The organism is Xanthobacter autotrophicus ATCC 700552, assembly GCF_043194565.1.
GTDB classification, from domain to species: Bacteria; Pseudomonadota; Alphaproteobacteria; order Rhizobiales; family Xanthobacteraceae; genus Xanthobacter; species Xanthobacter autotrophicus_F.
Genome location: NZ_JBAFVS010000018.1, coordinates 73533 through 96519 on the forward strand (window position 1 = coordinate 73533; position 22987 = coordinate 96519).

The 22987-nt window shown below is 67.1% G+C and carries 27 protein-coding genes; 1 reads left to right on the plus strand and 26 read right to left on the minus strand.

What is annotated here, in order from left to right:
• Positions 1-9: 9 nt before the first annotated feature.
• Positions 10-1167 carry an MFS transporter gene (locus V5F48_RS17740; RefSeq protein WP_394259788.1) on the minus strand — a complete coding sequence of 386 codons (1158 nt, stop codon included), beginning with the start codon at positions 1165-1167 and terminating at the stop codon, positions 10-12.
• A gap of 336 nt (positions 1168-1503) precedes the next feature.
• Between V5F48_RS17740 and V5F48_RS17745 the strand changes: the two genes are divergently transcribed.
• The gene (locus V5F48_RS17745; protein ID WP_394259789.1) at positions 1504-3153 is read left to right on the plus strand and encodes a DEAD/DEAH box helicase; all 1650 of its coding nucleotides are present in this window, start codon (positions 1504-1506) and stop codon (positions 3151-3153) included.
• A 61-nt stretch (positions 3154-3214) separates the two neighbouring features.
• Here V5F48_RS17745 and V5F48_RS17750 read toward each other — a convergent pair whose 3' ends face one another.
• From V5F48_RS17750 to rpsN, 25 genes are all read right to left on the minus strand, one after another.
• Positions 3215-3589: a TfoX/Sxy family protein gene (locus V5F48_RS17750; RefSeq protein ID WP_394108129.1), complete on the minus strand. Its 375-nt coding sequence runs from the start codon at positions 3587-3589 to the stop codon at positions 3215-3217.
• Between the two features lie 190 nt (positions 3590-3779).
• A complete protein-coding gene (locus tag V5F48_RS17755) occupies positions 3780-4601 on the minus strand; it encodes an ATP12 family chaperone protein (protein ID WP_394259790.1) in 822 nt (273 codons plus the stop codon).
• Between the two features lie 10 nt (positions 4602-4611).
• Positions 4612-5337: an HAD-IA family hydrolase gene (locus V5F48_RS17760; protein WP_394259791.1), complete on the minus strand. Its 726-nt coding sequence runs from the start codon at positions 5335-5337 to the stop codon at positions 4612-4614.
• The gene (locus V5F48_RS17765) at positions 5334-6005 is read right to left on the minus strand and encodes a zinc ribbon domain-containing protein (protein ID WP_394259792.1); all 672 of its coding nucleotides are present in this window, start codon (positions 6003-6005) and stop codon (positions 5334-5336) included. Before V5F48_RS17765 ends, V5F48_RS17760 begins: the two co-directional genes overlap by 4 nt.
• A 163-nt stretch (positions 6006-6168) precedes the next feature.
• Entirely contained in the window at positions 6169-7983 is a 1815-nt protein-coding gene (locus V5F48_RS17770) for a TRAP transporter large permease (RefSeq protein WP_394259802.1), read from the minus strand.
• Between the two features lie 145 nt (positions 7984-8128).
• A complete protein-coding gene (locus tag V5F48_RS17775) occupies positions 8129-8764 on the minus strand; it encodes a TRAP transporter small permease subunit (protein WP_394259793.1) in 636 nt (211 codons plus the stop codon).
• Positions 8765-8926: 162 nt separating this feature from the next.
• The gene (locus tag V5F48_RS17780) at positions 8927-10018 is read right to left on the minus strand and encodes an RluA family pseudouridine synthase (protein WP_394259794.1); all 1092 of its coding nucleotides are present in this window, start codon (positions 10016-10018) and stop codon (positions 8927-8929) included.
• Between the two features lie 160 nt (positions 10019-10178).
• The gene (gene crcB / locus V5F48_RS17785; RefSeq protein ID WP_394259795.1) at positions 10179-10574 is read right to left on the minus strand and encodes a fluoride efflux transporter CrcB; all 396 of its coding nucleotides are present in this window, start codon (positions 10572-10574) and stop codon (positions 10179-10181) included.
• Positions 10575-10592: 18 nt separating this feature from the next.
• Positions 10593-10871 (minus strand): type II toxin-antitoxin system RelE/ParE family toxin, encoded by a 279-nt coding sequence (locus tag V5F48_RS17790; RefSeq protein WP_394108122.1) that lies wholly within the window; start codon positions 10869-10871, stop codon positions 10593-10595.
• On the minus strand, positions 10868-11086 hold the full coding sequence (locus V5F48_RS17795) for a hypothetical protein (RefSeq protein WP_394259796.1): 219 nt from the start codon (positions 11084-11086) through the stop codon (positions 10868-10870). The genes V5F48_RS17790 and V5F48_RS17795 overlap by 4 nt, the downstream gene beginning before the upstream one ends.
• Positions 11087-11147: 61 nt before the next feature.
• Positions 11148-12458 carry a replication-associated recombination protein A gene (locus V5F48_RS17800; protein WP_394259797.1) on the minus strand — a complete coding sequence of 437 codons (1311 nt, stop codon included), beginning with the start codon at positions 12456-12458 and terminating at the stop codon, positions 11148-11150.
• A gap of 96 nt (positions 12459-12554) precedes the next feature.
• Positions 12555-14030 carry a DegQ family serine endoprotease gene (locus V5F48_RS17805; RefSeq protein ID WP_394259798.1) on the minus strand — a complete coding sequence of 492 codons (1476 nt, stop codon included), beginning with the start codon at positions 14028-14030 and terminating at the stop codon, positions 12555-12557.
• Between the two features lie 261 nt (positions 14031-14291).
• Positions 14292-14714, minus strand: coding sequence for a 50S ribosomal protein L17 (rplQ, locus tag V5F48_RS17810; RefSeq protein WP_138398131.1), 423 nt, complete (start codon positions 14712-14714; stop codon positions 14292-14294).
• Between the two features lie 75 nt (positions 14715-14789).
• Positions 14790-15806, minus strand: coding sequence for a DNA-directed RNA polymerase subunit alpha (locus V5F48_RS17815; RefSeq protein WP_282641864.1), 1017 nt, complete (start codon positions 15804-15806; stop codon positions 14790-14792).
• Positions 15807-15949: 143 nt separating this feature from the next.
• Positions 15950-16339 (minus strand): 30S ribosomal protein S11, encoded by a 390-nt coding sequence (rpsK, locus tag V5F48_RS17820; protein ID WP_012116745.1) that lies wholly within the window; start codon positions 16337-16339, stop codon positions 15950-15952.
• Between the two features lie 157 nt (positions 16340-16496).
• On the minus strand, positions 16497-16865 hold the full coding sequence (gene rpsM, locus V5F48_RS17825) for a 30S ribosomal protein S13 (protein ID WP_394108117.1): 369 nt from the start codon (positions 16863-16865) through the stop codon (positions 16497-16499).
• Positions 16866-17640: 775 nt separating this feature from the next.
• Positions 17641-18228, minus strand: coding sequence for an adenylate kinase (locus V5F48_RS17830; RefSeq protein ID WP_394259799.1), 588 nt, complete (start codon positions 18226-18228; stop codon positions 17641-17643).
• A 1-nt stretch (position 18229) separates the two neighbouring features.
• A complete protein-coding gene (secY, locus tag V5F48_RS17835) occupies positions 18230-19564 on the minus strand; it encodes a preprotein translocase subunit SecY (RefSeq protein WP_394108115.1) in 1335 nt (444 codons plus the stop codon).
• 425 nt (positions 19565-19989) lie between these two features.
• Positions 19990-20472: a 50S ribosomal protein L15 gene (rplO, locus tag V5F48_RS17840; RefSeq protein ID WP_394259800.1), complete on the minus strand. Its 483-nt coding sequence runs from the start codon at positions 20470-20472 to the stop codon at positions 19990-19992.
• A gap of 10 nt (positions 20473-20482) precedes the next feature.
• The gene (gene rpmD / locus V5F48_RS17845) at positions 20483-20665 is read right to left on the minus strand and encodes a 50S ribosomal protein L30 (protein WP_012116751.1); all 183 of its coding nucleotides are present in this window, start codon (positions 20663-20665) and stop codon (positions 20483-20485) included.
• Positions 20666-20689: 24 nt separating this feature from the next.
• Positions 20690-21247, minus strand: coding sequence for a 30S ribosomal protein S5 (gene rpsE, locus V5F48_RS17850; protein WP_012116752.1), 558 nt, complete (start codon positions 21245-21247; stop codon positions 20690-20692).
• Between the two features lie 18 nt (positions 21248-21265).
• Entirely contained in the window at positions 21266-21628 is a 363-nt protein-coding gene (rplR, locus tag V5F48_RS17855; RefSeq protein ID WP_012116753.1) for a 50S ribosomal protein L18, read from the minus strand.
• A gap of 12 nt (positions 21629-21640) precedes the next feature.
• A complete protein-coding gene (rplF, locus tag V5F48_RS17860; protein ID WP_394108113.1) occupies positions 21641-22174 on the minus strand; it encodes a 50S ribosomal protein L6 in 534 nt (177 codons plus the stop codon).
• 16 nt (positions 22175-22190) lie between these two features.
• Complete coding sequence (rpsH, locus tag V5F48_RS17865) at positions 22191-22589, minus strand: 30S ribosomal protein S8 (protein WP_138398137.1); 399 nt, start codon at positions 22587-22589, stop codon at positions 22191-22193.
• Positions 22590-22599: 10 nt separating this feature from the next.
• Complete coding sequence (gene rpsN / locus V5F48_RS17870) at positions 22600-22905, minus strand: 30S ribosomal protein S14 (RefSeq protein ID WP_012116756.1); 306 nt, start codon at positions 22903-22905, stop codon at positions 22600-22602.
• Between the last annotated feature and the right edge of the window lie 82 nt (positions 22906-22987).

Below are 22987 nucleotides of genomic sequence, written 5' to 3' on the forward strand. Positions count from 1 at the left end.
GCCGTCACCTCAGCCTGTTACCTTCGCCTTGCGCGGCGGCAGCAGGCTGGCCGGCACCGCGAGGATCAGCATGCCGAGCCCCGCGATGGCGAACACCGGCGCGGCGCCCAGAAGTCCGGCCGCATGGGCAAGGATGATGGCCCCCACCGCCTGCCCCACGAAGAAGGCCGAGGCAAACAGCGATACCGCCGAGCCCCGCGCCTCCGCCGACAGCTCGGTGGCGAGGATCTGCAGCACGTTGTGGATCATGTAGAAGGCAAAGCCCGCGGCGGCGAAGACACCGACGACCACCGCGAGGTTGGGGCCGATGGCCGCCGCCATGAACAGCCCGCCCACGCCCGCCGCGCCCACCCCGACCATGCCGGCGAGCCCCAGATGGCGGACCAGGAACGGCACGGCGAAGGTGTAGAAGGCGCCGCCGATGGCGAAGGCGCCCAGCACCAGGCCGGCCTCCACCGCATCGCCGAGACCGTGCTCCACCATCAGCGGCGCGGCCAGCGGAAACACCCCGAAGGTGAGCGCACCTTCCACCGCCACCACCGCATAGACCTTGAGGGACAGGGGATTCTTCAGCACCGTGCGGTAGCGGGCAAGGGCCGCGCCAGCCGACAGCGGCTGGCGCGCCCGCTCCTCGGTGATTCCCACCATCGCCGACAGGCAGGCCGCGGCGGCCACGGCGAACGCACACCAGAACACCGGCCTCCAGCCCGCATATTCGGCGATGAACCCGGCCGCCGCCGAGCCCACCAGCTGGCCCAGCACAAGGGCCAGCAGCACCCGGCTCAGGGCCACAGGCCTGAGCTCGTAGGGCACGCGATCGCCCACCGTGGCCAGCACCACGGGGATGATGCCGCCCGCGAACGCCCCCGACACCACCCGGGCGGCGAGCAGTTCCCAGTGGCCGGGCACCAGCGCCGAGACCGCGAGCCCCAACGCCAGCATGGCCAGGTTGAAGCGGATCAGCCGCACCTTGCCCACGGCGTCGCCGATGGGACCGAACAGCAGCTGCATGGTGGCGTAAGGCAGGGTGAAGGCGCTGGCGAGCAGCGCCACCTCCTGCAACGTCACCTTCAGGTCCGCGGCGAGGATGTTGAGCATCGGGTCGACGGCGCGCATGGAGAATGCGCTCGCAAAGGCCGCGAGGCCGAGGACGAGAAGAAAGGGCATCAAGATCCGCCGCCGGATGAGGAAGGCCATCCCTGCGGCGGGGGGCCGCGCTGGTCAAGTCGCGAGACTTGCCCCGGACGCATGACAGGACGGCCATGCATTCCGAAAGCGCATGCCGCCAGCGCTATGGATCTTCAATTGGGCGTTTAATGACCATCCGTTCCGACTGATCCGGACTTCGAGCCGGAAAACATTGACACGGCGCACAATTTTCATATGTTGCTATGCGTCGTCCGAGATATGTCGAATCCAGCGCGCCGACCGACGACCCCTCGTCTGAGCCCGTACGGCACGGGACGTTCGATCAGCGGCGCGCCGCCGCATCCAAAAGATGCAATGTCATTTTCCGAACTCGGCCTGAGCGAAAAGGTCCTCGCGGCAGTCGCTGACACCGGCTACACGCAGCCGACGCCCATCCAGGCCCAGGCCATCCCCCATGTGCTGGCGCGCCGAGATGTGCTCGGCCTCGCGCAGACAGGCACCGGCAAGACTGCCGCCTTCACCCTTCCCATGCTGACGCTGCTTGAGCACGGACGGGCCCGCGCCCGTATGCCCCGCACCCTCATCCTGGAGCCGACCCGCGAACTCGCGGCGCAGGTGGAAGAGAACTTCACCCGCTACGGCAAGAACCACAAACTGAACGTCGCCCTGCTGATCGGCGGCGTCTCCTTCGGCGATCAGGACTCCAAGCTGGCACGCGGCGTGGACGTGCTGATCGCCACCCCCGGCCGCCTGCTCGACCACGTGGAGCGCGGACGCCTGCTCCTGTCCGGCATCGAGGTGCTCGTCATCGACGAGGCCGACCGCATGCTGGACATGGGCTTCATCCCGGACATCGAGCGGGTCTGCAAGCTGGTGCCCTTCACCCGCCAGACCCTGTTCTTCTCGGCCACCATGCCGCCGGAGATCCAGCGCCTGGTGTCGCAATTCCTGTCCAATCCGGTGCGCGTGGAAGTGTCGAAGCCGGCCTCCACCGCCGCTACGGTCACCCACATGCTGGTGTCCTCCGGACGGGAGGACTACGACAAGCGCGAGGTGCTGCGCGAGCTGATCCGCAACTGCGACGGATTGCAGAACGGCATCATCTTCTGCAACCGCAAGCGCGACGTGGCGGTGCTGCATCGCTCGCTGCAGAAGCACGGCTTCAACGCCGTGGCCCTCCATGGCGACATGGACCAGCACGCCCGCATCAAGGCCCTCGACCAGTTCCGCGCCGGCGAGGCAACCTTGCTGGTGGCCTCCGACGTGGCCGCCCGCGGGCTCGACATTCCGGCGGTGAGCCACGTCTTCAACTATGACGTGCCCCACCATTCGGAAGACTATGTGCATCGCGTGGGCCGCACCGGCCGCGCCGGGCGCGCCGGCACGGCCTATACGCTGGTGACCCATACCGATGCCAAGTCGGTGACGGCCATCGAGAAGCTGATCGGCAATGCCGTGCCCTGGCACGGAACGCCCCTGGGCGATGCCCCGCCTGCATCGGAGCGGCGGGAACGCCGCGAGGATGGCGGCCGGCTGCGCGGCAAGCGCCGCGTGGAGAAGGAGCCCCGCGAGGCGCGTCCCGAGCGGGAACCCCGCGCCGAGCGCGAGCCCCGGGCCGAGCGTGAGGCCCGTCCCGAGCGCGAACCCCGCGCCGAACGCGAGCCCCGCGTCGCCCGCGAGCCCCGTGCGGAACGCGAGCCACGTCCTGAGCGGGAGCCGCGTGCGGAGCGCGCACCGCGTCCGGAGCGGGAGCCCCGTCGGGAGCGGGAACCGCGCCGGGAGCGCGAAGCCCCCGCCGCCGAAGTGCGCGCCAGCGAGCCCCGCGTGGAGGCGGAAGCCCGCGCGCCGCGTCCCGAACGGCAGGAACGCAGCCGTCGTCCCACCCGTGAGGAGGCTCCCGAAGCCCGCCCGGTGCGCCGTGAACGCGCCCCCGCCGCCGAGCCCGCGGACATGAGCCACCTGCCCGCCTTCCTGCTGCGCCCGGTGCGCGTGAAGGCCGGCTGAGCCCCCTTCGCCGACGCGCCTTTCGGAGCGCCGGCGGATCACCACGGAACAACCCCGCCGGTCAGCCGCGCGGGGTTTTCTTTTTGGGTCGGGCTCCGGCCTTTTTCACCGGCTTCAGCGCGGCCGCGGCGCGGGCGAGCGCGAGGGAGCGGCGGGCCAGCGCAGCGAGGTCGTCACCATCATCCAGCGCTGCTTCCGGTACGGACCAGAAGCCGGTCATGGTGCGCACGGTGCCATTGGCGAGATAGGAGAAGGGGTAAGAGCCGCGGCTCTCAAGCAAGGCGGCGTGGTCGGCATCGGCCTTCAGGTAAAGGGTACCGCTGACCTCGATGGCAAACATCAGCCCGTCCGCATAAAGGCCCCGGCCGCCGAACATGCGCCGCGTGCGCACATCGCCGAATGCGCTGAAGAGGTCGGCGATGGTGTCCTCGTCCATCCCCTGCTCCACTTATACCATCGGCCTTTCGTCTTTGACCGATGCCAGGTGTGTTTCGCTCAAGTGCCGCGCGGGCTTAACCAATGGCCCATGAGTCAAGCTCACGGGCCATTCAGATTATGCCAACCGTCACCGTCTGCTGGCAGCGCCGCGAGCTTGGCCCATACGCAAAGTGCACCCGCCGCGCGGATCAGGAAATGAGCGCCAGCAGCCGGGCGGCCGCATCCATTTCAGTGCGACGGGCCGCGCGGCGGGCGGTGGCGATCTCGTCTTCGCCCCATTGCTCGCGGTTGAAATCCTCGTCCACATGGGCCGCGGCCCAGGCGGTGTCCGCATCCAGCGCGCCCTCCGCCACCGCCAGCGCCAGCAGGGCCGAGCCGGTGAGGGTGGTGATGGAATGGACGGCAGCAAGCTTCAGCGGGTTCTGCGGCACCAGGGCCCGCACCCGCTCCAGCGACGCGTCCGGCTGGGTGACGTGCCGGATACCTTCCGAGAGGAAGAAGCGGGCATCGTGGCTGCCGCTCAGCCAGTCGAGCACCGGGTCCCACTGCGTCGCCTGCCGGTTCACCAGCGTCTGCGGACCATCGGCCCGGTAGAACAGCATGTCGGAGCCGGCATAGCCCACCACTTCGTCGCGCACCGCCTCGGCCTCGGGGCCGACCCGGTCGAGGGCGACGTTCACCAGACGCGTCAGTGGCATGATGAAGGGATTGATCTCGGTTTCCTGCGCCGCCCATTCGGCGGCCATGGCTTCCGCCAGAGGACGCGTCGGCGCCAGCAACAGGCCGCGCGCGGGGGTGCGCACCGGCCGGCCGTCGAGCAGGATGGTGAAGCCGCCGTCCGCCTCGCCAACGCTCACATCAGTGTAAAAGCGCTTCGGCAGCGGCGTGCGCTGGGCGGCGCGGGCCCGGGCGATGGGATCGTCCCCCGCCACCGGCTCCTCGATATCCTCCAGAAATGCACGCATGGTCTGGCCGCCCGCTGTGGGATCAGCCCCCGAGGGATCGCCCATGATCCGTCTCCTACCCGGCAATGGCGCGGCGGCGCGCCAGAAGATCGAAGATGGCGGCGGGCACCTCGTCGAACCGGTGGACGATATGGTCCGCCCCGGCCCGCTTCAGATCCGCTACCTCGTGATAGCCCCAGCCGACGCCGAGGGCCGAGGCCCCCGCCTGCAACGCCATGGAGACATCATAGGTGGTGTCGCCCACCACCACCGTCTCCTCCGGCCGCGCGCCGATCTCCCCCATGGCCTGGAACACCATGGCCGGATGGGGCTTGGAGGGGGCATCGTCGGCGGTCTGGATGGTGGCGAACCAGCCTTCCATGTCATGGGCCTTGAGCACCCGGTCCACGCCCCGGCGCGCCTTGCCGGTGACCATGCCCAGCACCAGGTCGTCGCGCCGGCGCAGGGCGTCCAGCACCTCCCAGGCGCCCTCGAACATGGGCTCGGGGGGCTCGGCGTTGCGCAGGCGGGTGAAGGCGTTGCGATAAGCGTCCACCAGGGCCTCGATGGGGTAGGCCAGGTCGCCCTGCGAGAGCATGGCGAACGCCTCCGGCAGGGAGAGCCCTACCACCGAGAGCAGCCGGTCCCGCTCGGGCAGCACCACGCCGTGGGCCGCATGGGCGTCGCGCATGGCGGCGACGATCATGTGCTGGCTGTCCACCAGCGTGCCGTCGCAATCGAACAGCACCAGCTTCAGGGGCGCGGCATCCGGGGCGGGGGCGGCATCGCTCTCAGGGGTCATTTCTGGGTCATCTGCTGGGTCGCCACATCATATACCCATGTGATGCCCGACGGGTCCACGAACAGGACCTGCCGGAACCCCCGCTGCTCGCACTGCTTGGGGAAGGGACCCGAGACGATCAGTTCCGCCGCCGTCTTGGCGGGGAAGTTGAACTTGATGGTGAGGATGGTCGCCTCCTCGCCCCCGGCCGTGACCGTGAGGTCGAGGCCATTCTGGGCGAAGCTCTCCTGCTTGCTCTTGGCAAACGCCCGGCGTGCGGTCGCGTCCGCCGCTGGCGGAGTGATGGGGCCGTTCACCGTGGGCAGCGGCAGCGCAGCCTCCTGGGTGCCGCCGGCGCCCTGCCCGCTCCCGGCCTGGGGCGACGGGGTGGCTGGGGCGGTCTGGTCCGTGGGGGCAGGCGGGGCCACGCCAGCCGGCGGCGGCGGCGCGACGATCGCGCCCTGAACCACACTGCTCTGGGGGGCGCCGGCCTCAGGCTCCCCGGGCGGTGCGGACATGACCCACCAGACGAGACCGCCGGATGCGACAGCCACCGCCGTGCCGCCGAGCCCCACCAGGAAGGGCATCAGGAAGCTGGTGTGCAGCTTGCGGCCGCAGAAGGGGCAACTGGCCTCCTCCGGGTAGACCTGCGCCCCGCAGCCGGGACAGAAGTCGGGCCTGGAGTTCATTCAATTCACCTCCACGCGCGCGGCGGTGCGCCGCGAATCGGCACCGTGGGACCATCACCACAGATGCACGAGGAAACGGCCGGCGTCATGCCGTCCGCTTCACGTTTGTCCACCTCGTGATGTCCGATCCGAATGCGCCCATAGCAGGGCAAGGCGCGCGGTCCTATTTGCCGAAGCCGAGGTCCAGCGGCGGCGGCGGCGCCGCGTCGAGGCCGGGGGAGAGGTTCTCGAACTGCTGCTGGATCTGGTTCTGGTCGAGCTGCACCCCGCCGCTCTTGTAGTGGGTCACCATGCCCGGGAACAGGATGATGAGGGCCACCATGACCAGCTGGATGCAGACGAAGGGCACCGCCCCCCAATAGATCTGCCCGGTGGTGACCGGCTGCATCAACTTGCCCGTCACCCGGTCGATGTACGGCACCTTGGCCGCCACCGAGCGCAGGAAGAACAGGGCGAAGCCGAACGGCGGATGCATGAACGAGGTCTGCATGTTCACCGCCAGCATCACGCCGAACCAGATGAGGTCGATGCCGAGCTTGTCGGCCGCCGGCCCCAGCAGCGGGATGATGATGAAGGCCAGCTCGAAATAATCGAGGAAGAAGGCCAGCACGAACACCAGCGCGTTCACCGCGATGAGGAAGCCCATCTGCCCGCCGGGCAGCGACACCAGCAGCTCTTCCACCCACTTGTGGCCGTCCACCCCGTAGAAGGTGAGCGAGAACACGCGCGCGCCGAGCAGGATGAACAGCACGAAGGCGGAGAGCTTGGCGGTGGAATAGGTGGCCTGCCGCATCAGGTCGAACTTCAGCCGGCCGCGGGCGAACGCGAGGATGAGCGCGCCCACCGAGCCCATGGCGCCGCCCTCGGTCGGTGTGGCGACGCCGATGAAGATGGTGCCCAGCACCAGGAAGATGAGCGCCAAAGGCGGCACCATCACGAACACCACCTGCTCGGCGAGCTTCGACAAAAGGCCGAGGCGGAAGAGCCGGTTGATCACTGCCACCACGAAGGCGAGGCCCACCGTGGCGGACATGGTGAGCACCACATAGTCCGCGCCGAACTTCACGCCGCTTTCCGTCATCAGGAAGAGGGCGCCGGCGATGGCCAGGGCGAGGGCAATGAACAGCGACGGTGTCAGCAGCCGCGCCGTGCCCGACATGATGAAGTACAGCAGCACGAAAGCCACCGCGCCCCACACCGCCGGGTTGGCGACGCCGGGCAGAAGGCCGGCGGTCAGATGCGGCAGCGAGCCGGTAGCGATCAGGAAGGCGAAGCCCGCCGCGGCGATGGCGCCGAGGACGCGGGAGGGACCGATCTTCTGGTTCGGGTCGCGCAGGGTCTGGGCGTCCAGCGGCAGGCCGGGCGCCGCGCCCGGGAAGAGGGTCGAGACCAGGAAGATGTAGAGGGCGTAGAGGCTGGCGAGCAGCAGGCCGGGCACGAAGGCACCCTCATACATGTCGCCCACCGACCGGTTCAGCTGGTCGGCCATGACGATGAGCACGAGGGACGGCGGGATGATCTGCGCCAGCGTGCCCGAGGCGGCGATGACGCCGGAGGCCACGCGCCGGTCATAGCCGTAGCGCAGCATGATGGGCAGGGAGATAAGGCCCATGGAGATCACCGAGGCCGCCACCACGCCGGTGGTGGCGGCAAGCAAGGCGCCCACGAAGATCACCGCATAGGCAAGGCCCCCGCGGATGGAGCCGAACACCTGCCCGATGGTGTCGAGCAGGTCCTCCGCCATGCCGGAGCGCTCCAGGATGAGGCCCATGAAGGTGAAGAAGGGGACCGCCAGCAGCACCTCGTTGTTCATGGTGCCGTAGACGCGTTCCGGCAGCGCCTGCAGGAACTTGGGCTCGAACAGGCCCAGCCAGATGCCGACGAGCGCGAAGATGAGGCCGTTGGCGGCCAGCGAGAAGGCCACCGGGTAGCCGAGCAGCAGGAACACCACCAGTGCGCCGAACATGATGGGCGCCATGTTGTGGATGAACCAGCCGCGGAAGCCCGGCTCGGCGGCGAAGGCCACATCGGGCAGGACCACGGCGAGCACCAGGGCAAGCACGAGCGCGGCGGCGGCGAAACGCGCCTTCGGGAGGCGGGCGTTGAACATGTCTCGCGCTCCGTCAGTGCTTGGTTGTGGGAGTGGCCGGGACAACCGGCGTGCCGGCGCCGGGAATCTCCACTTCGGCGAGCAGGCGCTCCGCCTCGGCCGCAAGGGCCGCGTGGCTGCCGCCCTCCCGCTCGTTGGGGTCCTCCATCCGCCCGGTGAAAATGGCGATGCGCTTGATCAACTCGGAGAAGCCCTGCAGCGTCAGGAAGAAGAAGCCCAGCGGCACCAGCAGCTTGGCCGGCCATTGCGGCAGGCCGCCGGCATTCAGCGACTGCTCGTTGATGGACCAGGACGACAGGAAGAAGGGCCAGGAGGTCCACAGCAGCAGGATGGAGAAGGGCAACAGGAAGAAGATGTGCCCGAAGATGTCGATGCCGTCCCGCACCCGCTTGGTGAGGCGCGCGTTCACGATGTCGATGCGGATGTGCTCGTTGTCCATGAGCGTCCAGGACCCGCACAGCAGGAACACCGCCGCGAACAGCACCCATTGCAGCTCCAGCCAGGAATTGGAGCTGAGGTCGAACAGCTTGCGCACCACCGCGTTGGCCGCCGAAACGAGGATGGCGACGAGGATCAGCCACGAGGCCGCCTTGCCGATGCGCATGTTCACGGCATCGATGCCCCGGGCAAGGGCGAGCAGGATGGACATGGAAACCGTTCCCCTGGGCGCGCGGCTGGTGCCGCTTTTCGGGTTGCTTCTTGTTTGGCCATGGGGCCTTAGCGCGGCACCATAGGCAAAGACGCGGCGACTTCAAGCCGCACGCGAGAACACCGCGCCCAACATCCATCCGCATTAGACGAAGGTCGTACCCTATCCCTCCGGCGCCTCAAGGATGGGATCATACTGCGACGCATCGAAGCCCAGCACGGCGAAGGATTGCGCCATGTGATGGGGCAGCGGCGCCGATACGTCGATCAGCCCCTGCCCGCGCGGATGGGGAATGACGAGCCGTCGGGCGAGCAGGTGCAGGCGATTCTGCAGGCCGCCCGGCAGTTCCCAGTTCTCGATATCGAAATATTTGGGGTCGCCAACGATGGGGTGGCCGATATGGGCGAGGTGGGCGCGCAACTGGTGGGTGCGGCCGGTCACCGGCTTCAGCGACAGCCAGCTCATCTTCTGCGCCGCCTGGTCCACCACGGCATAATAGGTGATGGCGTGGCTCGCCTCGTCCTCGCCGTGGCGGGCGACGCGCATCTTCTCCTCGTCCTCGTCGCGGGCGAGATAGGTGGAGATGCGCCCCTGCTTGGGCTTGGGCACGCCGGGCACCACCGCCCAATAGACCTTGCGCGCCTCCCGCGAGCGGAAGCTCTTGGCCAGCACCGAGGCGGCAAGCCGCGTCTTCGCCACCAGCAGGCAGCCGGAGGTGTCCTTGTCGATGCGGTGGACGAGGCGCGGCTTCTGGCCGTCCTTGTCGCGCAGCACCTCCAGGATACCGTCCATATGGCGATAGGTGCCCGAGCCGCCCTGGACGGCAAGGCCGAAGGGCTTGTTCAGCACCATCACGTCCTTGTCCTCGAACAGGGTGATGGATTTCAGGAAGGCGCGGTCCTCGTCCTCCTTGCGCCGGGCGGCACTGGCGGACTGCCGCGGCTTGGCCGGCGCATCGGCGGCGCCGGAAGCCTCTGCCCCTGCGGAACCCTTGCCTGCCTCGGCCGACTTGCCGCCGCCCTGCTTGGTGGCCGGCTCGTCCTGCGGCTCGTCGCCGAGGGGCGGGATGCGCACGCTCTGGCCCGGTTCGACGCGGGACGAGGTCTTCACCCGCCCGCCGTCCACGCGCACCTGCCCGGTGCGCACCAGCTTCTGCAGGTGGCCGAAGGAGAGATCAGGAAAATGGACCTTGAACCAGCGGTCGAGGCGCATGCCCGCCTCGTCCTCGGTCACGGTCTTCAGCGCGACGGCCATGAAACGCAATGTCCTTTGAAACGCAATATCCTTCGCACGGGTGCGTGTTCCTGCCCGTTGGCGCAGCAATAGCGCATTTTCGAGGCCAATGGGCAGCAGTCCGGGTGAAGCCGAGTGAAGAAAGTGCGGATGCCCCCTGCAGCCGTCCCCATCCTGCCCCTCAGGCGATGGACCGCATGAGCATCATGCCCGAGAAGACCGCGGCCAGCGCGAGCAGCACGGACGCGGCAACATAGGCGAAGGCAAGGTCATAGGCGTTGCGTTCCACCAGGAAGAAGAAGTCCAGCGAGAAGGTGGAGAAGGTGGTGTAGCCGCCCAGGATGCCCGTGGTCAGGAACAGCCGCATGGTCTGGTTCCAGAATACCCCGTCCTTGAAGGCGAGGTAGCCCACGATCAGCCCCATGATGAAGCTGCCGGACACATTGATGAGAAAGGTAGCGAAGGGAAAGCCGGTGCCCAGGAACTTGGGCACTGCCATGTTGATGAAATGCCGCAAGACACCACCAAGGCCGGCACCGAGGAAGACGACGAGAGCGGGGGGAAGGGTGAAGGTCATGGCCAGTCCGAGCGAGGATCAGGAACGAATGCGCCGCGACGCATGCAGCACGGCAAGGATGGTGATCTCCTCGCCCACGACGCGATAGACCACGAGATAGGGACTGCCCGGAAGGGTCAGTTGCCGGGTTCCGGCCACGGTCCCTGCCGGCGCGGAAAAGGGATGATCGGCAAGGATGTTGATGGCCGTTTCCAGCCGGACGATCACCTTCGCCGCCGCTTTGGGATTATCCTGGCCGATATAATGCTCGATCTCGCGAAGATGCCTCAGGGCCCGCGCGCGGAAAACGATCCTCATCCGCGGAAGCGCGCGAAGAAGGCCTCGACCTCCTGCGGACTCGCGTTCGGCTCGCCGTCCTCCAGCGCCTTGCGCACCTCCTCCTCCTGCTCGGGGGTAAGCACATAGACCTCCCCGCTTTCGAGCACGGAGAGGAACTCACGGGCGAGCGCATCCTGCTCGGCATCGGGCAGGGCTTCGAGCCTCTCGATGAGTTCGCGCATCAGCTTGGTCAAGGCCGGCTCCATGTCTTATTTGATCATACCCCAGACCGGCGCCGGCCGCACCGGCGGCGGCTCACGGCTCGCCGCGCTCGGCCCGCAGCCGCGCCCAATAGTCCATGCGCTTCTTTATCTCGCGCTCGAAGCCGCGCTCCACCGGGTGGTAGAAGCTCTGCCGGCCGAGGGCCTCGGGGAAATAGTTCTGGCCGGAGAAGGCATCCGGCTGGTCATGGTCGTAGCGATAGCCGGCACCATAGCCCTCGCCCTTCATCAGCTTGGTGGGGGCATTGAGGATGTGCTTGGGCGGCACCAGGGAGCCGCCCTCCTTCGCCGCGCGCTTGGCGGCCGAGAACGCCTTGTAGACGGCGTTCGACTTGGGCGCCGTGGCCACATAGACCACCGCCTGGGCCAGGGCCAGCTCGCCCTCCGGAGAGCCGAGGAAGTCGAAGGCGTCCTTGGCCGCATTGGCGACCACCAATGCCTGCGGATCGGCATTGCCAATGTCCTCCACCGCCATGCGCACGATGCGCCGGGCAAGGAACAAGGGCGCTTCTCCCGCATCCAGCATGCGGGCGAAATAATACAGCGCGGCATCCGGGTCCGAGCCGCGCACCGCCTTGTGCAGGGCGGAAATGAGGTTGTAGTGGCCGTCCTCGCTCTTGTCGTAGATGGGCGCGCGCCGCTGCACCACGTCGGCCAGGGCCGCCACGTCGAACACTTCCCCCGGCCGCGCCGCCCGCCACACTTCCTCGGCCAGCGTCAGCGAGGCCCGCCCATCCCCGTCCGCCATGTTGAGCAGGGCGAAGCGGGCGTCCTCGGTCAGCGGCAGGGCCTTGCCCTCAACCTCCTCCGCCCGCGTGAGCAGGCGGGCGATGGCGTCCTGGTCCAGCGACTTGAACACCAGCACGCGGGCGCGCGACAGCAGAGCCGCATTCAGCTCGAAGGACGGGTTCTCGGTGGTGGCCCCCACCAGCGTGACGGTGCCGTCCTCCATCACCGGAAGAAAACTATCCTGCTGGGCGCGGTTGAAGCGGTGGATCTCGTCCACGAACAGCAGCGTCGCCTTGCCCATCTGGCGGCGGGCGCGGGCCTGCTCGAACACCTTCTTGAGGTCGGCGACGCCGGAGAAGATGGCCGAGATCTGCTCGAAATGCAGGTCGGTGGCGCTGGCGAGCAACCGGGCCACCGTGGTCTTGCCGGTGCCCGGCGGCCCCCACAGGATGAGGGAGCCCAGCGAGCGCGTCTCCAGCATGCGGGAGAGCACGCCGTCGGGCCCCACCAGATGCTCCTGCCCCACCACTTCGGAGAGCTTGGCCGGCCGCAGCCGGTCAGCGAGCGGGCGCGACACGTCGCTCCCGAGTCCCGCCGCCTCGAACAGATCGGCCATGGATGCTTCTTCGTCCTCTCGATCGGGTGTCCTGATCCACTGCCCGGTCTTCGACCAATGCCAGGCCGGTTGCTCCACTTCGGCGGGCGGGCACGCTCAGCCCGGCAGCAATGCCGTGATGGTGCGCCCGCCACGCCCCACCGTCACCCGCCAGGCCCGCAGGGGCGTGCGCACCAGCTGCTCCAGGTCGCGGGTGCGGCCGATTTTCTCGCCGTTCACCTCCATCACCACGTCCCCCGGCTTCAAGCCGGCGGCGGCGGCGGGGGAATTGTCGTCCACGTCGTAGATCACCACGCCGGTGGCGTTGGCATCCACCTTCAGTTCCTCGGCCACCGCCGGCGACAGGTTCACCACCGTTGCGCCGGCGAAGGGCGAGCGGGCGCGCACCACCACCTCGTCGCGCGGCACCGTCTCCGGCGCGCCTTCCAGCACCACCACGAGGCTCACCTCCTTGCCGCCGCGGTTGACCGCCAGCGCCGCCTTGCCGCCGATGGGCCGGGTGGCGAAGCGGTAGTTGAGGGATTCGGGATCGTCGATGGCCTGCCCCTCCACCGCGACGATGAGATCCCCCACCTTCAGGCCCGCCTTGGCCGCCGGGCTCTGCGTCACCACGTCCTGCACCAGCACGCCGGTGGGGCGCGGCAGGCCGAGGCTTTCGGCGATGTCGGGCGTCACCCGCTGCAGCTTCGCCCCCAGCCATGGCCGGCGCACCGCCTTGGAGCCGCCCTTGGCCTGTTCCACCACCACCCGCACCATGTTGACCGGAATGGCGAAGCCGATGCCGATGGAGCCGCCCGAGCGGGAATAGATGGCGCTGTTGATGCCCACCATCCGCCCCGCCATGTCCACCAGCGCGCCGCCGGAATTGCCGGGATTGATGGCCGCATCGGTCTGGATGAAGAACTGGTAGTCGGAGATCCCCACCTGGGTGCGGGCCAGCGCGGAGATGATGCCCTGCGTCACCGTCTGGCCGACGCCGAAGGGATCGCCGATGGCCAGCGCCAGGTCGCCCACGGCCAGCTCGTCCGAATTGCCCAGCTCGATGGAGGCGAAAGTCTCCTTCGCCTCGGTCTTGATGCGCAGCACCGCGAGGTCCGTGCGTTGATCCCGCAGCAGCACCTCGGCCTCGTATTCGCGCCGGTCGTTGAGGGCGATGCGGATTTCATCCGCCCCCTCGATGACATGGAAATTGGTGACGACGATGCCGGAGGGGTCCACGATCACGCCGGACCCGAGCGAGCGTTGCACCCGCTCCGGCGCGCGGAGCCCCGGGCCGCCCTGCCCGCCGAAGAAGCGGCGGAAGAAGGGATCGTCAAAAATGGGATTGGCCCGCTGCTGGGCGGTCTTCTGGGCATAGACATTGACCACCGCCGGCGCGGTGCGCGCCACCACGGGCGCGAAGGACAACTTCACCTCCGCGGCGGACGCCGGCACCTGCGGCTGGACCGGAACCGCGGGCTGCTGCGCCAGGGCGCCGCCGCCCCATAGGGCCGCGACGAAGACGCCAATGAGGGACTTGGCAAGCCGCGATGCACCGCGCCGGCTGCCAGGCAGGGGAAGAAAGATGTTCATCCGTCTCAACCGTTCACCGATGAGCCTGCACCCAGCGACGACAGCGACCGGAGGTTGCCGGCCGATGGTGAGTCGCGAGGACTATCCTGTCTATAGCCGCGAGTTGCGCCGAAAAAGCAGCACTGGAGCGCCGACCGCTGGAACAGGTCCAAGCCGAACAGGCCCAGGTCGAACAGGCCCGGGTCGAACAGGCCCTGCGTAACGCGAAAAGGGCGGCTCGAAGGCCGCCCTTTGCAATCCAGATCTCGAAGCGAGCGCGCCTCAGGCCGCCTCGGCTTCCGCCGCCGCAGCGGTGCGGGCGTGATCGGCGGCGCCCTTGGCGTTCACGTCGCGATCCACGAACTCGATCACCGCCATGGCCGTGTTGTCGCCGTAGCGGAAACCGGCCTTGACGATGCGGGTGTATCCACCCGGACGCTCCTTGTAGCGGGGCGCCAACACGTCGAAGAGCTTCTTGACGATGGTCACGTCCTTCAGCTCCGCGATCGCCTGGCGGCGGGCGTGAAGGTCGCCGCGACGGGCGAGGGTCACCAGCTTCTCCACCACCGGGCGAAGATCCTTCGCCTTGGGCAGGGTGGTCACGATCTGCTCGTGGGTGATGAGGGCGCCCGCGAGATTGGAGAACATCGCCTTGCGATGCTCCCAGGTGCGGTTGAACTTGCGATGTACCTTGCCGTGACGCATGACGGCGAACTCCTGAAAGATGGCGGCGGACGAGCCGGCGATCGGTGGCGCGGCTCGGGCCGCTTAAGGTTCAGATCAGTAGTGTTCTTCGAAGCGCTTCGCCAGCTCTTCGATATTCTCCGGCGGCCAGCCGGGCACTTCCATGCCCAGATGCAGGCCGAGGGAGGCGAGCACTTCCTTGATCTCGTTGAGCGACTTCCGACCGAAGTTGGGCGTGCGGAGCATCTCCGTCTCGCTCTTCTGGATCAGGTCGCCGATGTACACGATGTTGTCGTTCTTCAGGCAGTTGGCCGAGCGCACGGACAGCTCCAGCTCGTCCACCTTCTTCAGCAGCGCCGGGGAGAACGGCAGTGTCTGGATCGCGGTGGTCTCGCTCTCGCGCTTGGGCTCCTCGAAGTTGACGAAGATCTCCAGCTGGTCCTGCAGGATGCGCGCGGCATAAGCGAGCGCGTCCTCGGCCGTGATCGAGCCATTGGTCTCGATCTGAAGGGTCAGCTTGTCATAGTCGAGGATCTGACCCTCACGGGTGTTCTCGACCTTGTAGGAGACCTTGCGCACCGGCGAATAGAGGCTGTCGATCGGGATCAGGCCGATCGGCGCGTCCTCGGGCCGGTTGCGGTCGGCGGCGACATAGCCCTTGCCGGTGTCCACCGTGAACTCGATCCGCAGTTCCGCGCCCTCGTCGAGGGTGCAGATGGGCAGGTTCGGGTTGAGGATGGCCACATCACCCACGGTCTGGATGTCGCCGGCCACGAGCACGCCCGGGCCAGTCTTCTTGGCCACCATGCGCTTGGGGCCGTCGCCCTGCATGCGGATGGCCACATCCTTCACGTTGAGGATGATGTCGGTGACATCTTCACGCACGCCGGGAATGGACGAGAACTCGTGCAGCACGCCGTCGATGTGGATCGACGTCACCGCTGCGCCCTGAAGCGACGACAACAGGATGCGGCGCAGGGCATTGCCCAGCGTCATACCGAAGCCGCGCTCCAGCGGCTCGGCGATCACGGTCGCGAAGCGCTTGGGATCGTGGCCGGGGTTGACCTGCAGCTTCTCGGGCTTGATCAGCTCTTGCCAGTTCTTCTGAATCACTTGCTTCACCTTGCTTTCTCGCCGGGCCACGGCAGGTGCCGGGGTCTGTGCCTCAACCGGAGGCCGGGCCCGTCCCGATCGGGGAGGAGAAACCGGGCAGACGATCCGCAGGGCAAAAGCCCCGCGGCGAAACGAAGAGCGGATCAGACCCGACGGCGCTTGCGCGGACGGCAGCCGTTGTGCGGGATCGGCGTCACGTCGCGGATGGAGGTGACAAGGAAACCCGCCGCCTGCAGCGCGCGCAGGGCGGATTCACGTCCCGAGCCGGGACCGGACACTTCCACCTCGAGGGTGCGCATGCCGTGCTCGGCCGCCTTGCGGGCCGCGTCCTCGGCCGCCACCTGCGCGGCGTACGGCGTGGACTTGCGCGAGCCCTTGAACCCCATGGCGCCGGCCGAGGACCAGGAGATGGTGTTGCCCTGGGCGTCGGTGATGGTGATCATGGTGTTGTTGAACGAGGCGTTCACATGCGCGACGCCCGAAGCAATGTTCTTGCGTTCGCGGCGTTTTACGCGGGTAGCTTCCTTAGCCATTCTTGTTTCAATCCTTCAGGCGCGCCCGTAGCTCCAGGCGCTCGGGATGGCCCTTGAGGGGCCGGTCAATGGCATGGGCCGGCGGGCCGGCCCATGCTTTTCAAAGCCTATTGGGCCGGCAAGGCCGGCCCATGCTTTCAGAGGGTCTTGCGACCGATCACTTCTTCTTGCCCGCGATGGCCTTGGCCGGACCCTTGCGGGTGCGGGCATTGGTGTGGGTCCGCTGACCGCGCACCGGCAGGCCGCGACGATGGCGCAGGCCGCGGTAGCAGCCGAGGTCCATCAGCCGCTTGATGTTCATGGCCACTTCGCGGCGCAGATCGCCTTCCACCACGTAGTCGCGGTCGATGGTCTCACGAATCTGCAGCACTTCCTGGTCGGTCAGCTGGTTCACGCGGCGCTCGGCCGGGATGCCGACCTTGGTCACGATTTCCTCGGCATGCTTCGCGCCGATGCCGTGGATATACTGGAGCGCGATGATCACGCGCTTGTTGGTCGGAATATTGACGCCTGCGATACGAGCCACTGCTCTCTCCATGTGACGCCGACGGCCTTGCGGCACGCTCCGGCGGAATGATCCCCGCGTCCGGTGGAGGCCGGCCCTTGCGGGGGAAAAGGAAACGCCTCAGATACGACAAAGCAGCCGCCCTGTCCGACCCTTTCGGGCGGACCGAACGGCACCAATTCCGAGGCGAGGGAGTGCCCATAGCCGGGTTTTAAGAAAGCGTCAAGAGCCTCGCGCAAAGACCCGGCCCGAATCTTGCTGCCGACGCCTCCTGCCTCGCCCGTCACGGCTCCGCGAAAGCTTCGCAAGGAGGCCTCGGGAGCGTGGTAGCAAGCGCGGCGAATCGGCAAGTGCCAACCCCTTTGCTACGCATGTCGCGCCGAGAGCCCGCGGGCGCCGCCGGCAATTCAGCGAAGCGACTGAACAAGCCGGTCAGCGCTCAGAGAGCCCCGAGAGCATCTCCCCGACGGCCAATGCCCGCGCCGCATCGCCGCGAAGACCCATCTCCAACTGCTCGATCCGGAGGAGACAGTCCGCCAGAACATCCGCCCCGGCACCCGACGCTACCCGCCCGGCGAGGGCCGGAACATAGCTCTCATACTCATCGCGAGCCGCGGCTTCACCCGCAGCCCCGATGGGATCCCAATGAGCCAGCAGGATCTCGCCAATGGCACGGCACAGATCCCGCCTAGAGCGTTTTCGAGCGAAGTGGATACCGGTTCGCGTAAAGAAAACGCGTAAACTCAATGACTTAGAGCACTTCCCCGATTCAGTGAAACGGGGAAATGCTCTAGCATCACGCCGCTTCAGCCAGCACCCCGTCGATGGCGGCGGTGACCTGATCGATGGGGGCCATGCCGTCGATCTGCTTGAGTTGGCCGCGGGCCCTGTAATAGGGCGCCACCACCGCGGTATCGCGGTTGTAGGCCTCAAGGCGGGTCTTGAAGACCACCGGGTCATCGTCCTTGCGCACCGCCTCGCCCTTGGCCTGGGCCTCGGCGGCGCGGTTGAGGATGCGGTTCACCAGCTTCTCCTGGTCCACCACCAGCTCAATCACCGCGTCGAGCTTCATGCCCTTGTCGGCGAGGAGATGATCGAGGGCCTCCGCCTGCGCCACCGTGCGCGGGAAGCCGTCCAGAATGAAGCCGTTCTTCGCATCCGGCGCATCAAGGCGCTCGGCAATGATGCCGATCACGATCTCGTCGGAGACGAGGCCGCCGGCGTCCATGACCGCCTTCGCCTTCAGGCCCACCGGCGTACCGGCGGCCACGGCGGCGCGCAGCATGTCGCCGGTCGAGAGCTGGACAATCCCATGACGGGTGACCAGCCGTTGTGCCTGGGTTCCCTTGCCCGCCCCGGGCGGCCCGAGCAGCACCAGCCTCATATTATTTTCTCCTCCCTCCGCGCAGCTTGGCCTTCTTGACCAGACCTTCGTACTGGTGGGCCAACAGATGCCCCTGGATCTGGGACACCGTGTCCATGGTCACACTGACCACGATCAGCAGCGATGTCCCTCCGAAATAGAACGGAAGCGAGGCGTAGGAAATCAGCAGTTCGGGGAAGAGGCAAACCGCCGCAATGTAGGCTGCCCCCACCACGGTGATGCGCGTGAGCACGTAATCGATGTACTCGGCGGTCCGCTCGCCCGGCCGGATGCCGGGAATGAAGCCGCCGTGCTTCTTCAGATTGTCCGCCGTCTCCACCGGATTGAACACGATCGCGGTGTAGAAGAAGCAGAAAAACACGATCAGCAGCACATAGAGCACCATATAGGCCGGGCGACCGTGCCCGATATGGGTCGTGATCGTCTGCAGCCATTCCGGCCCCGAGCCCTGCATGAAGCTGGCGATGGTGGTCGGGATCAGCAGCAGGGACGAGGCGAAGATCGGCGGGATGACGCCCGAGGTGTTCAGCTTCAGCGGCAGGTGCGAGGATTGACCCTCATAGATGCGGTTGCCCACCTGGCGCTTGGGATACTGGATCAGCAGCCGGCGCTGGGCCCGTTCCATGAACACGATGAAGGCGATGACCACCACCGCCATCACCAGCGCGGCGAGAATCAGCACCGTGGAGATGGCGCCCTCGCGGCCGAGCTGAAGCGTGCGCACGAACGCGCCGGGCAATTCCGCAACGATGCCGCCGAAGATGATCAGCGAGGTGCCGTTGCCGATGCCGCGCGAGGTAATCTGCTCGCCCAGCCACATCAGGAACATGGTGCCGCCGGTGAGGGTGATTACCGTGGTGATTCGGAAGAACCAGCCGGGATCGGCCACCACGCTGCCCGACCCCTCGAGGCCGACCGAGATGCCGTAGGCCTGGAACACGGCCAGCACCACGGTGAGGTAGCGCGTATATTGGTTCAGCTGCTTGCGGCCGGCCTCACCCTCCTTCTTCAGCGCCTCCAGCGTCGGCGAGACGCTGGTGAGCAGCTGGATGATGATGGAGGCCGAGATGTACGGCATGATGTTCAGGGCGAAGATGGCCATGCGCTCCACGGCGCCGCCCGAGAACATGTTGAAGAGGCCGATGATCCCCTGCTGCGCGTTCTTGAACACGTCGGCCAGCGCGTCCGGATTGATTCCGGGCATGGGGATATAGGTGCCGAGCCGGTACACAATAAGCGCGCCGAGGGTGAACCAGATGCGCTTCTTGAGCTCTTCGGCCTTGCCGAGAGCGCCAAAATTGAGGTTCGCCGCGAGTTGTTCCGCCGCCGAGACCATGCCTTGCTCCGCTGGACGCCGCCCGGACTGGGGCAGCCCTTATATGAGGGCGCGATTCGCGGGTGCCTAGTGCGCGGATCCGATCAAAGCGGATCGACAGGCGTTTTCTTGCCGATGCTTCCGGACCCCAACCGCGGCCGAGCCAGGACGCCTGTGCGTCCGCCCGCCCTGGGGTCGAAGGTCCTTCCCGCATCCGGCGGCACCGGAGCATCGCCCGGGAAATGCAGATACCCGGCCTTGGACCGGGTTGCTAGAGCCGGATCGTCAGGTTGAGGCAACCCGCACGCCAATCCGTCCCGAAACACGCATTCGCGGAAGGACTGAGGCGAGACGACGCACCCCAATCCTCAAGCGAAAAAACGGCCGGGCGCGCCCGGCCGCTCACATCAAATCGACGCGGCCGGGACACCCCGACCACCCACGGATCATTCCACTTCGGTGACGACCACAGCCGTCAGAACCGTCACGGAACCACCGGCCTTCTCCACGGCGGCGACGGCGGACTTGGTGGCATAGGCCACTTCCAGCGTCACCTTGGCGGAAAGCTCGCCGGAGCCGAGCACGCGGACGCCGTCCTTGACCCGGCGCAGCACGCCGGCCGTGACCAGCGCCGCCTCGGTGACCGGCAGGCCGGCATCGAGCTTGCCGGCTTCGACAGCCGCCTGGATCTTGCCCAGGGAGACCTCGTTGTAGTCGAGGCGGAAGATGTTGTGGAAGCCACGCTTCGGCAGACGCCGATGCAGCGGCATCTGGCCACCTTCGAACCCCTTGATGGCCACGCCGGTCCGGGCCTTCTGGCCCTTCACGCCGCGACCCGCGGTCTTGCCCTTGCCGGAGCCGATGCCCCGGCCCACCCGCATGCGCTTCTTGCGAGCGCCGGGGTTGTCCCTGATTTCGTCGAGATTCATGTCCCGCTCCTCACTCGACCACGCGGACGAGGTGGGCGACCTTCGCGATCATACCGCGCACGGCCGGGGTATCCTTGAGGGTGGAGCGGCGGTGCCGCTTGTTCAGCCCAAGCCCGACCAGGGTTGCTTCCTGGTCGAACGGGCGGCGGATCGGCGAGCCGATCTGCTCCACGGTGACTGTCTTGTCGCTCATGATGGCGCGCTCCTAATCCGACGCTCAGTCCGTCGCTTCCGCGTCTTCGACGCGGCGGCGGGACTGGAGCTGCGACACCTTGATGCCGCGACGGGCCGCGACCGAGCGCGGGCTGTCCTGGTTCTTGAGGGCGTCGAACGTGGCGCGCACCATGTTGTAGGGGTTGGAAGACCCGAAGGACTTCGCCACCACATCGTGCATGCCGAGGGTCTCGAACACCGCGCGCATCGGGCCGCCGGCGATGATGCCGGTACCCGCCGGAGCGGCGCGCAGGATCACCTTGCCGGCGCCGTGATGACCATGCACGTCGTGGTGCAGGGTCCGGCCTTCGCGCAGCGGAACGCGGATGAGCGCACGCTTGGCGCTCTCCGTGGCCTTGCGGATGGCCTCAGGCACTTCGCGGGCCTTGCCGTGGCCGAAGCCCACGCGGCCCTTCTGATCACCCACAACCACCAGGGCGGCGAAGCCGAAGCGACGGCCGCCCTTCACCACCTTCGCGACACGGTTGATGTGGACAAGCTTGTCCACAAACGTGTTGTCGCGATCTTCGCGCTCGTGGCGCTGTTCCCGTTCACGGGCCATATTCGCGTGTCCTTCGCGTCAGAACTGAAGGCCGCCTTCGCGGGCGCCCTCAGCGAGCGCCTTGACGCGCCCATGAAAGATGTATGCGCCGCGGTCGAAGACGACCGCAGTCACGCCCTTCGCCAGGGCCCGCTCGGCCACCAGCTTGCCGATGGTCTTCGCCGCGTCGGTGTCCGCGCCCGTCTTCAGCGACGTGCGCAGATCCTTCTCAAGGCTGGACGCGGCGGCGAGGGTCTCGCCGTTCGCATCATCGATGACCTGCGCATAAATGTGCTGCGAGGTCCGGTGCACCGAAAGGCGCGGACGTCCGTTCGCAGCGACGCGAATCGCACGGCGCACCTTGGCCTTGCGGCGCGCCAGCGCCTCCAAATCCTTAGCCATGGTTCGCCTCCGTTACTTCTTCTTACCTTCCTTGCGGAAGATGAATTCACCGGCGTACTTGACGCCCTTGCCCTTGTAGGGCTCGGGGCCGCGGAACTCTCGGATCTCTGCCGCCACCTGACCGACCTGCTGGCGGTCGATGCCGGAGATGATCACTTCGGTGGGCTTGGGCGTGACGATCTGGATCCCTTCGGGGATCGGGAAGATCACGTCATGGCTATAGCCCAGCGCCAGGTTCAGGTTCTTGCCCTGCACCGCCGCCTTGTAGCCGACGCCGGTGATCTCGAGCTTCTTCTCGAAGCCCTTGGTCACGCCTTCCACCAGGTTCGCCACCAGGGTGCGGGACATGCCCCACATGGCCTTGTGGCGGGTGGTTTCACCGCGCATGGACACCTTGAGTTCGGAGCCCTCGATGGCGGCCTCGATCTCTTCCACGAGCGTCAATTCGAGGGCGCCCTTGGGGCCCTTTACCTTCACCGTCTGTCCGTCCAGGCTGGCGGTGACGCCAGCGGGGATGGCGACGGGCAGCTTGCCGATCTTCGACATGTCGTCCTCCGTCGCCTCAGAACACGGTGCAGAGCACTTCGCCGCCAACATTCTTGTCGCGGGCTTCGTGGTCCGCCATCACGCCCTGGGGCGTGGAGACGACCGCGATGCCGAGACCGTTGGCAACTCGGGGCAGATTCTTGACCGACGCATACACGCGGCGGCCGGGCTTCGACACGCGGGCGATCTCGCGGATCACCGGGACGCCGTCGAAATACTTGAGCTCGATTTCGAACTCGGTGCGACCGTTGCCGTGATCCGTCGCGGTGTAGCCGCGGATATAGCCTTCGGTGCGGAGCACTTCGAGAACGCTCGCACGCAGGCGCGAGCCCGGGGTCGAGGTCTTGTCCTTGCGGCGCATCTGGGCGTTGCGGATGCGGGTGATCAGATCGCCGATGGGATCAGTTACAGCCATCGTTCCCTCCTCACCAGCTCGACTTCACGAGGCCAGGAACCATGCCCTGGTTACCCAGCTCGCGCAGCGCGATACGGCTCATCTTGAGCTTGCGGTAGAAGGCGCGCGGACGGCCCGTCACCTCGCAGCGGTTGCGGATACGAATCTTCGCGCCATTGCGCGGCATCTCCGCCAGCTTGAGGGTCGCCTGGAAGCGTTCCTCGATCGGCAGCGTCTTGTCATTCACGATCGCCTTCAGACGCGCGCGCTTCGCCGCATGGCCAGTGGCCAGCTTGCGGCGGCGCTCGTTCGTCTCGATCGCGCTCTTCTTCGCCATCTTTTGCTCCTGTTCTCCGCGTCTGAGGCAGCTCGAAGCTCCTCACGGCCGGAAAATCACGCTGTCACTTGTCGCTTCACCT

What these genes read in the sequence shown, in the direction of transcription:
- V5F48_RS17740 (WP_394259788.1), bottom strand. Translation starts at nt 1,167, where the DNA reads ATGCCCTTTCTTCTCGTCCTCGGCCTCGCGGCCTTTGCGAGCGCATTC.
- V5F48_RS17745 (WP_394259789.1), top strand. Translation starts at nt 1,504, where the DNA reads ATGTCATTTTCCGAACTCGGCCTGAGCGAAAAGGTCCTCGCGGCAGTC.
- V5F48_RS17750 (WP_394108129.1), bottom strand. Translation starts at nt 3,589, where the DNA reads ATGGACGAGGACACCATCGCCGACCTCTTCAGCGCATTCGGCGATGTG.
- V5F48_RS17755 (WP_394259790.1), bottom strand. Translation starts at nt 4,601, where the DNA reads ATGGGCGATCCCTCGGGGGCTGATCCCACAGCGGGCGGCCAGACCATG.
- V5F48_RS17760 (WP_394259791.1), bottom strand. Translation starts at nt 5,337, where the DNA reads ATGACCCCTGAGAGCGATGCCGCCCCCGCCCCGGATGCCGCGCCCCTG.
- V5F48_RS17765 (WP_394259792.1), bottom strand. Translation starts at nt 6,005, where the DNA reads ATGAACTCCAGGCCCGACTTCTGTCCCGGCTGCGGGGCGCAGGTCTAC.
- V5F48_RS17770 (WP_394259802.1), bottom strand. Translation starts at nt 7,983, where the DNA reads ATGGCGCCCATCATGTTCGGCGCACTGGTGGTGTTCCTGCTGCTCGGC.
- V5F48_RS17775 (WP_394259793.1), bottom strand. Translation starts at nt 8,764, where the DNA reads ATGTCCATCCTGCTCGCCCTTGCCCGGGGCATCGATGCCGTGAACATG.
- V5F48_RS17780 (WP_394259794.1), bottom strand. Translation starts at nt 10,018, where the DNA reads ATGGCCGTCGCGCTGAAGACCGTGACCGAGGACGAGGCGGGCATGCGC.
- crcB (WP_394259795.1), bottom strand. Translation starts at nt 10,574, where the DNA reads ATGACCTTCACCCTTCCCCCCGCTCTCGTCGTCTTCCTCGGTGCCGGC.
- V5F48_RS17790 (WP_394108122.1), bottom strand. Translation starts at nt 10,871, where the DNA reads ATGAGGATCGTTTTCCGCGCGCGGGCCCTGAGGCATCTTCGCGAGATC.
- V5F48_RS17800 (WP_394259797.1), bottom strand. Translation starts at nt 12,458, where the DNA reads ATGGCCGATCTGTTCGAGGCGGCGGGACTCGGGAGCGACGTGTCGCGC.
- V5F48_RS17805 (WP_394259798.1), bottom strand. Translation starts at nt 14,030, where the DNA reads ATGAACATCTTTCTTCCCCTGCCTGGCAGCCGGCGCGGTGCATCGCGG.
- rplQ (WP_138398131.1), bottom strand. Translation starts at nt 14,714, where the DNA reads ATGCGTCACGGCAAGGTACATCGCAAGTTCAACCGCACCTGGGAGCAT.
- rpsK (WP_012116745.1), bottom strand. Translation starts at nt 16,339, where the DNA reads ATGGCTAAGGAAGCTACCCGCGTAAAACGCCGCGAACGCAAGAACATT.
- V5F48_RS17830 (WP_394259799.1), bottom strand. Translation starts at nt 18,228, where the DNA reads ATGAGGCTGGTGCTGCTCGGGCCGCCCGGGGCGGGCAAGGGAACCCAG.
- secY (WP_394108115.1), bottom strand. Translation starts at nt 19,564, where the DNA reads ATGGTCTCGGCGGCGGAACAACTCGCGGCGAACCTCAATTTTGGCGCT.
- rplO (WP_394259800.1), bottom strand. Translation starts at nt 20,472, where the DNA reads ATGAATCTCGACGAAATCAGGGACAACCCCGGCGCTCGCAAGAAGCGC.
- rpmD (WP_012116751.1), bottom strand. Translation starts at nt 20,665, where the DNA reads ATGAGCGACAAGACAGTCACCGTGGAGCAGATCGGCTCGCCGATCCGC.
- rpsE (WP_012116752.1), bottom strand. Translation starts at nt 21,247, where the DNA reads ATGGCCCGTGAACGGGAACAGCGCCACGAGCGCGAAGATCGCGACAAC.
- rplR (WP_012116753.1), bottom strand. Translation starts at nt 21,628, where the DNA reads ATGGCTAAGGATTTGGAGGCGCTGGCGCGCCGCAAGGCCAAGGTGCGC.
- rplF (WP_394108113.1), bottom strand. Translation starts at nt 22,174, where the DNA reads ATGTCGAAGATCGGCAAGCTGCCCGTCGCCATCCCCGCTGGCGTCACC.
- rpsH (WP_138398137.1), bottom strand. Translation starts at nt 22,589, where the DNA reads ATGGCTGTAACTGATCCCATCGGCGATCTGATCACCCGCATCCGCAAC.
- rpsN (WP_012116756.1), bottom strand. Translation starts at nt 22,905, where the DNA reads ATGGCGAAGAAGAGCGCGATCGAGACGAACGAGCGCCGCCGCAAGCTG.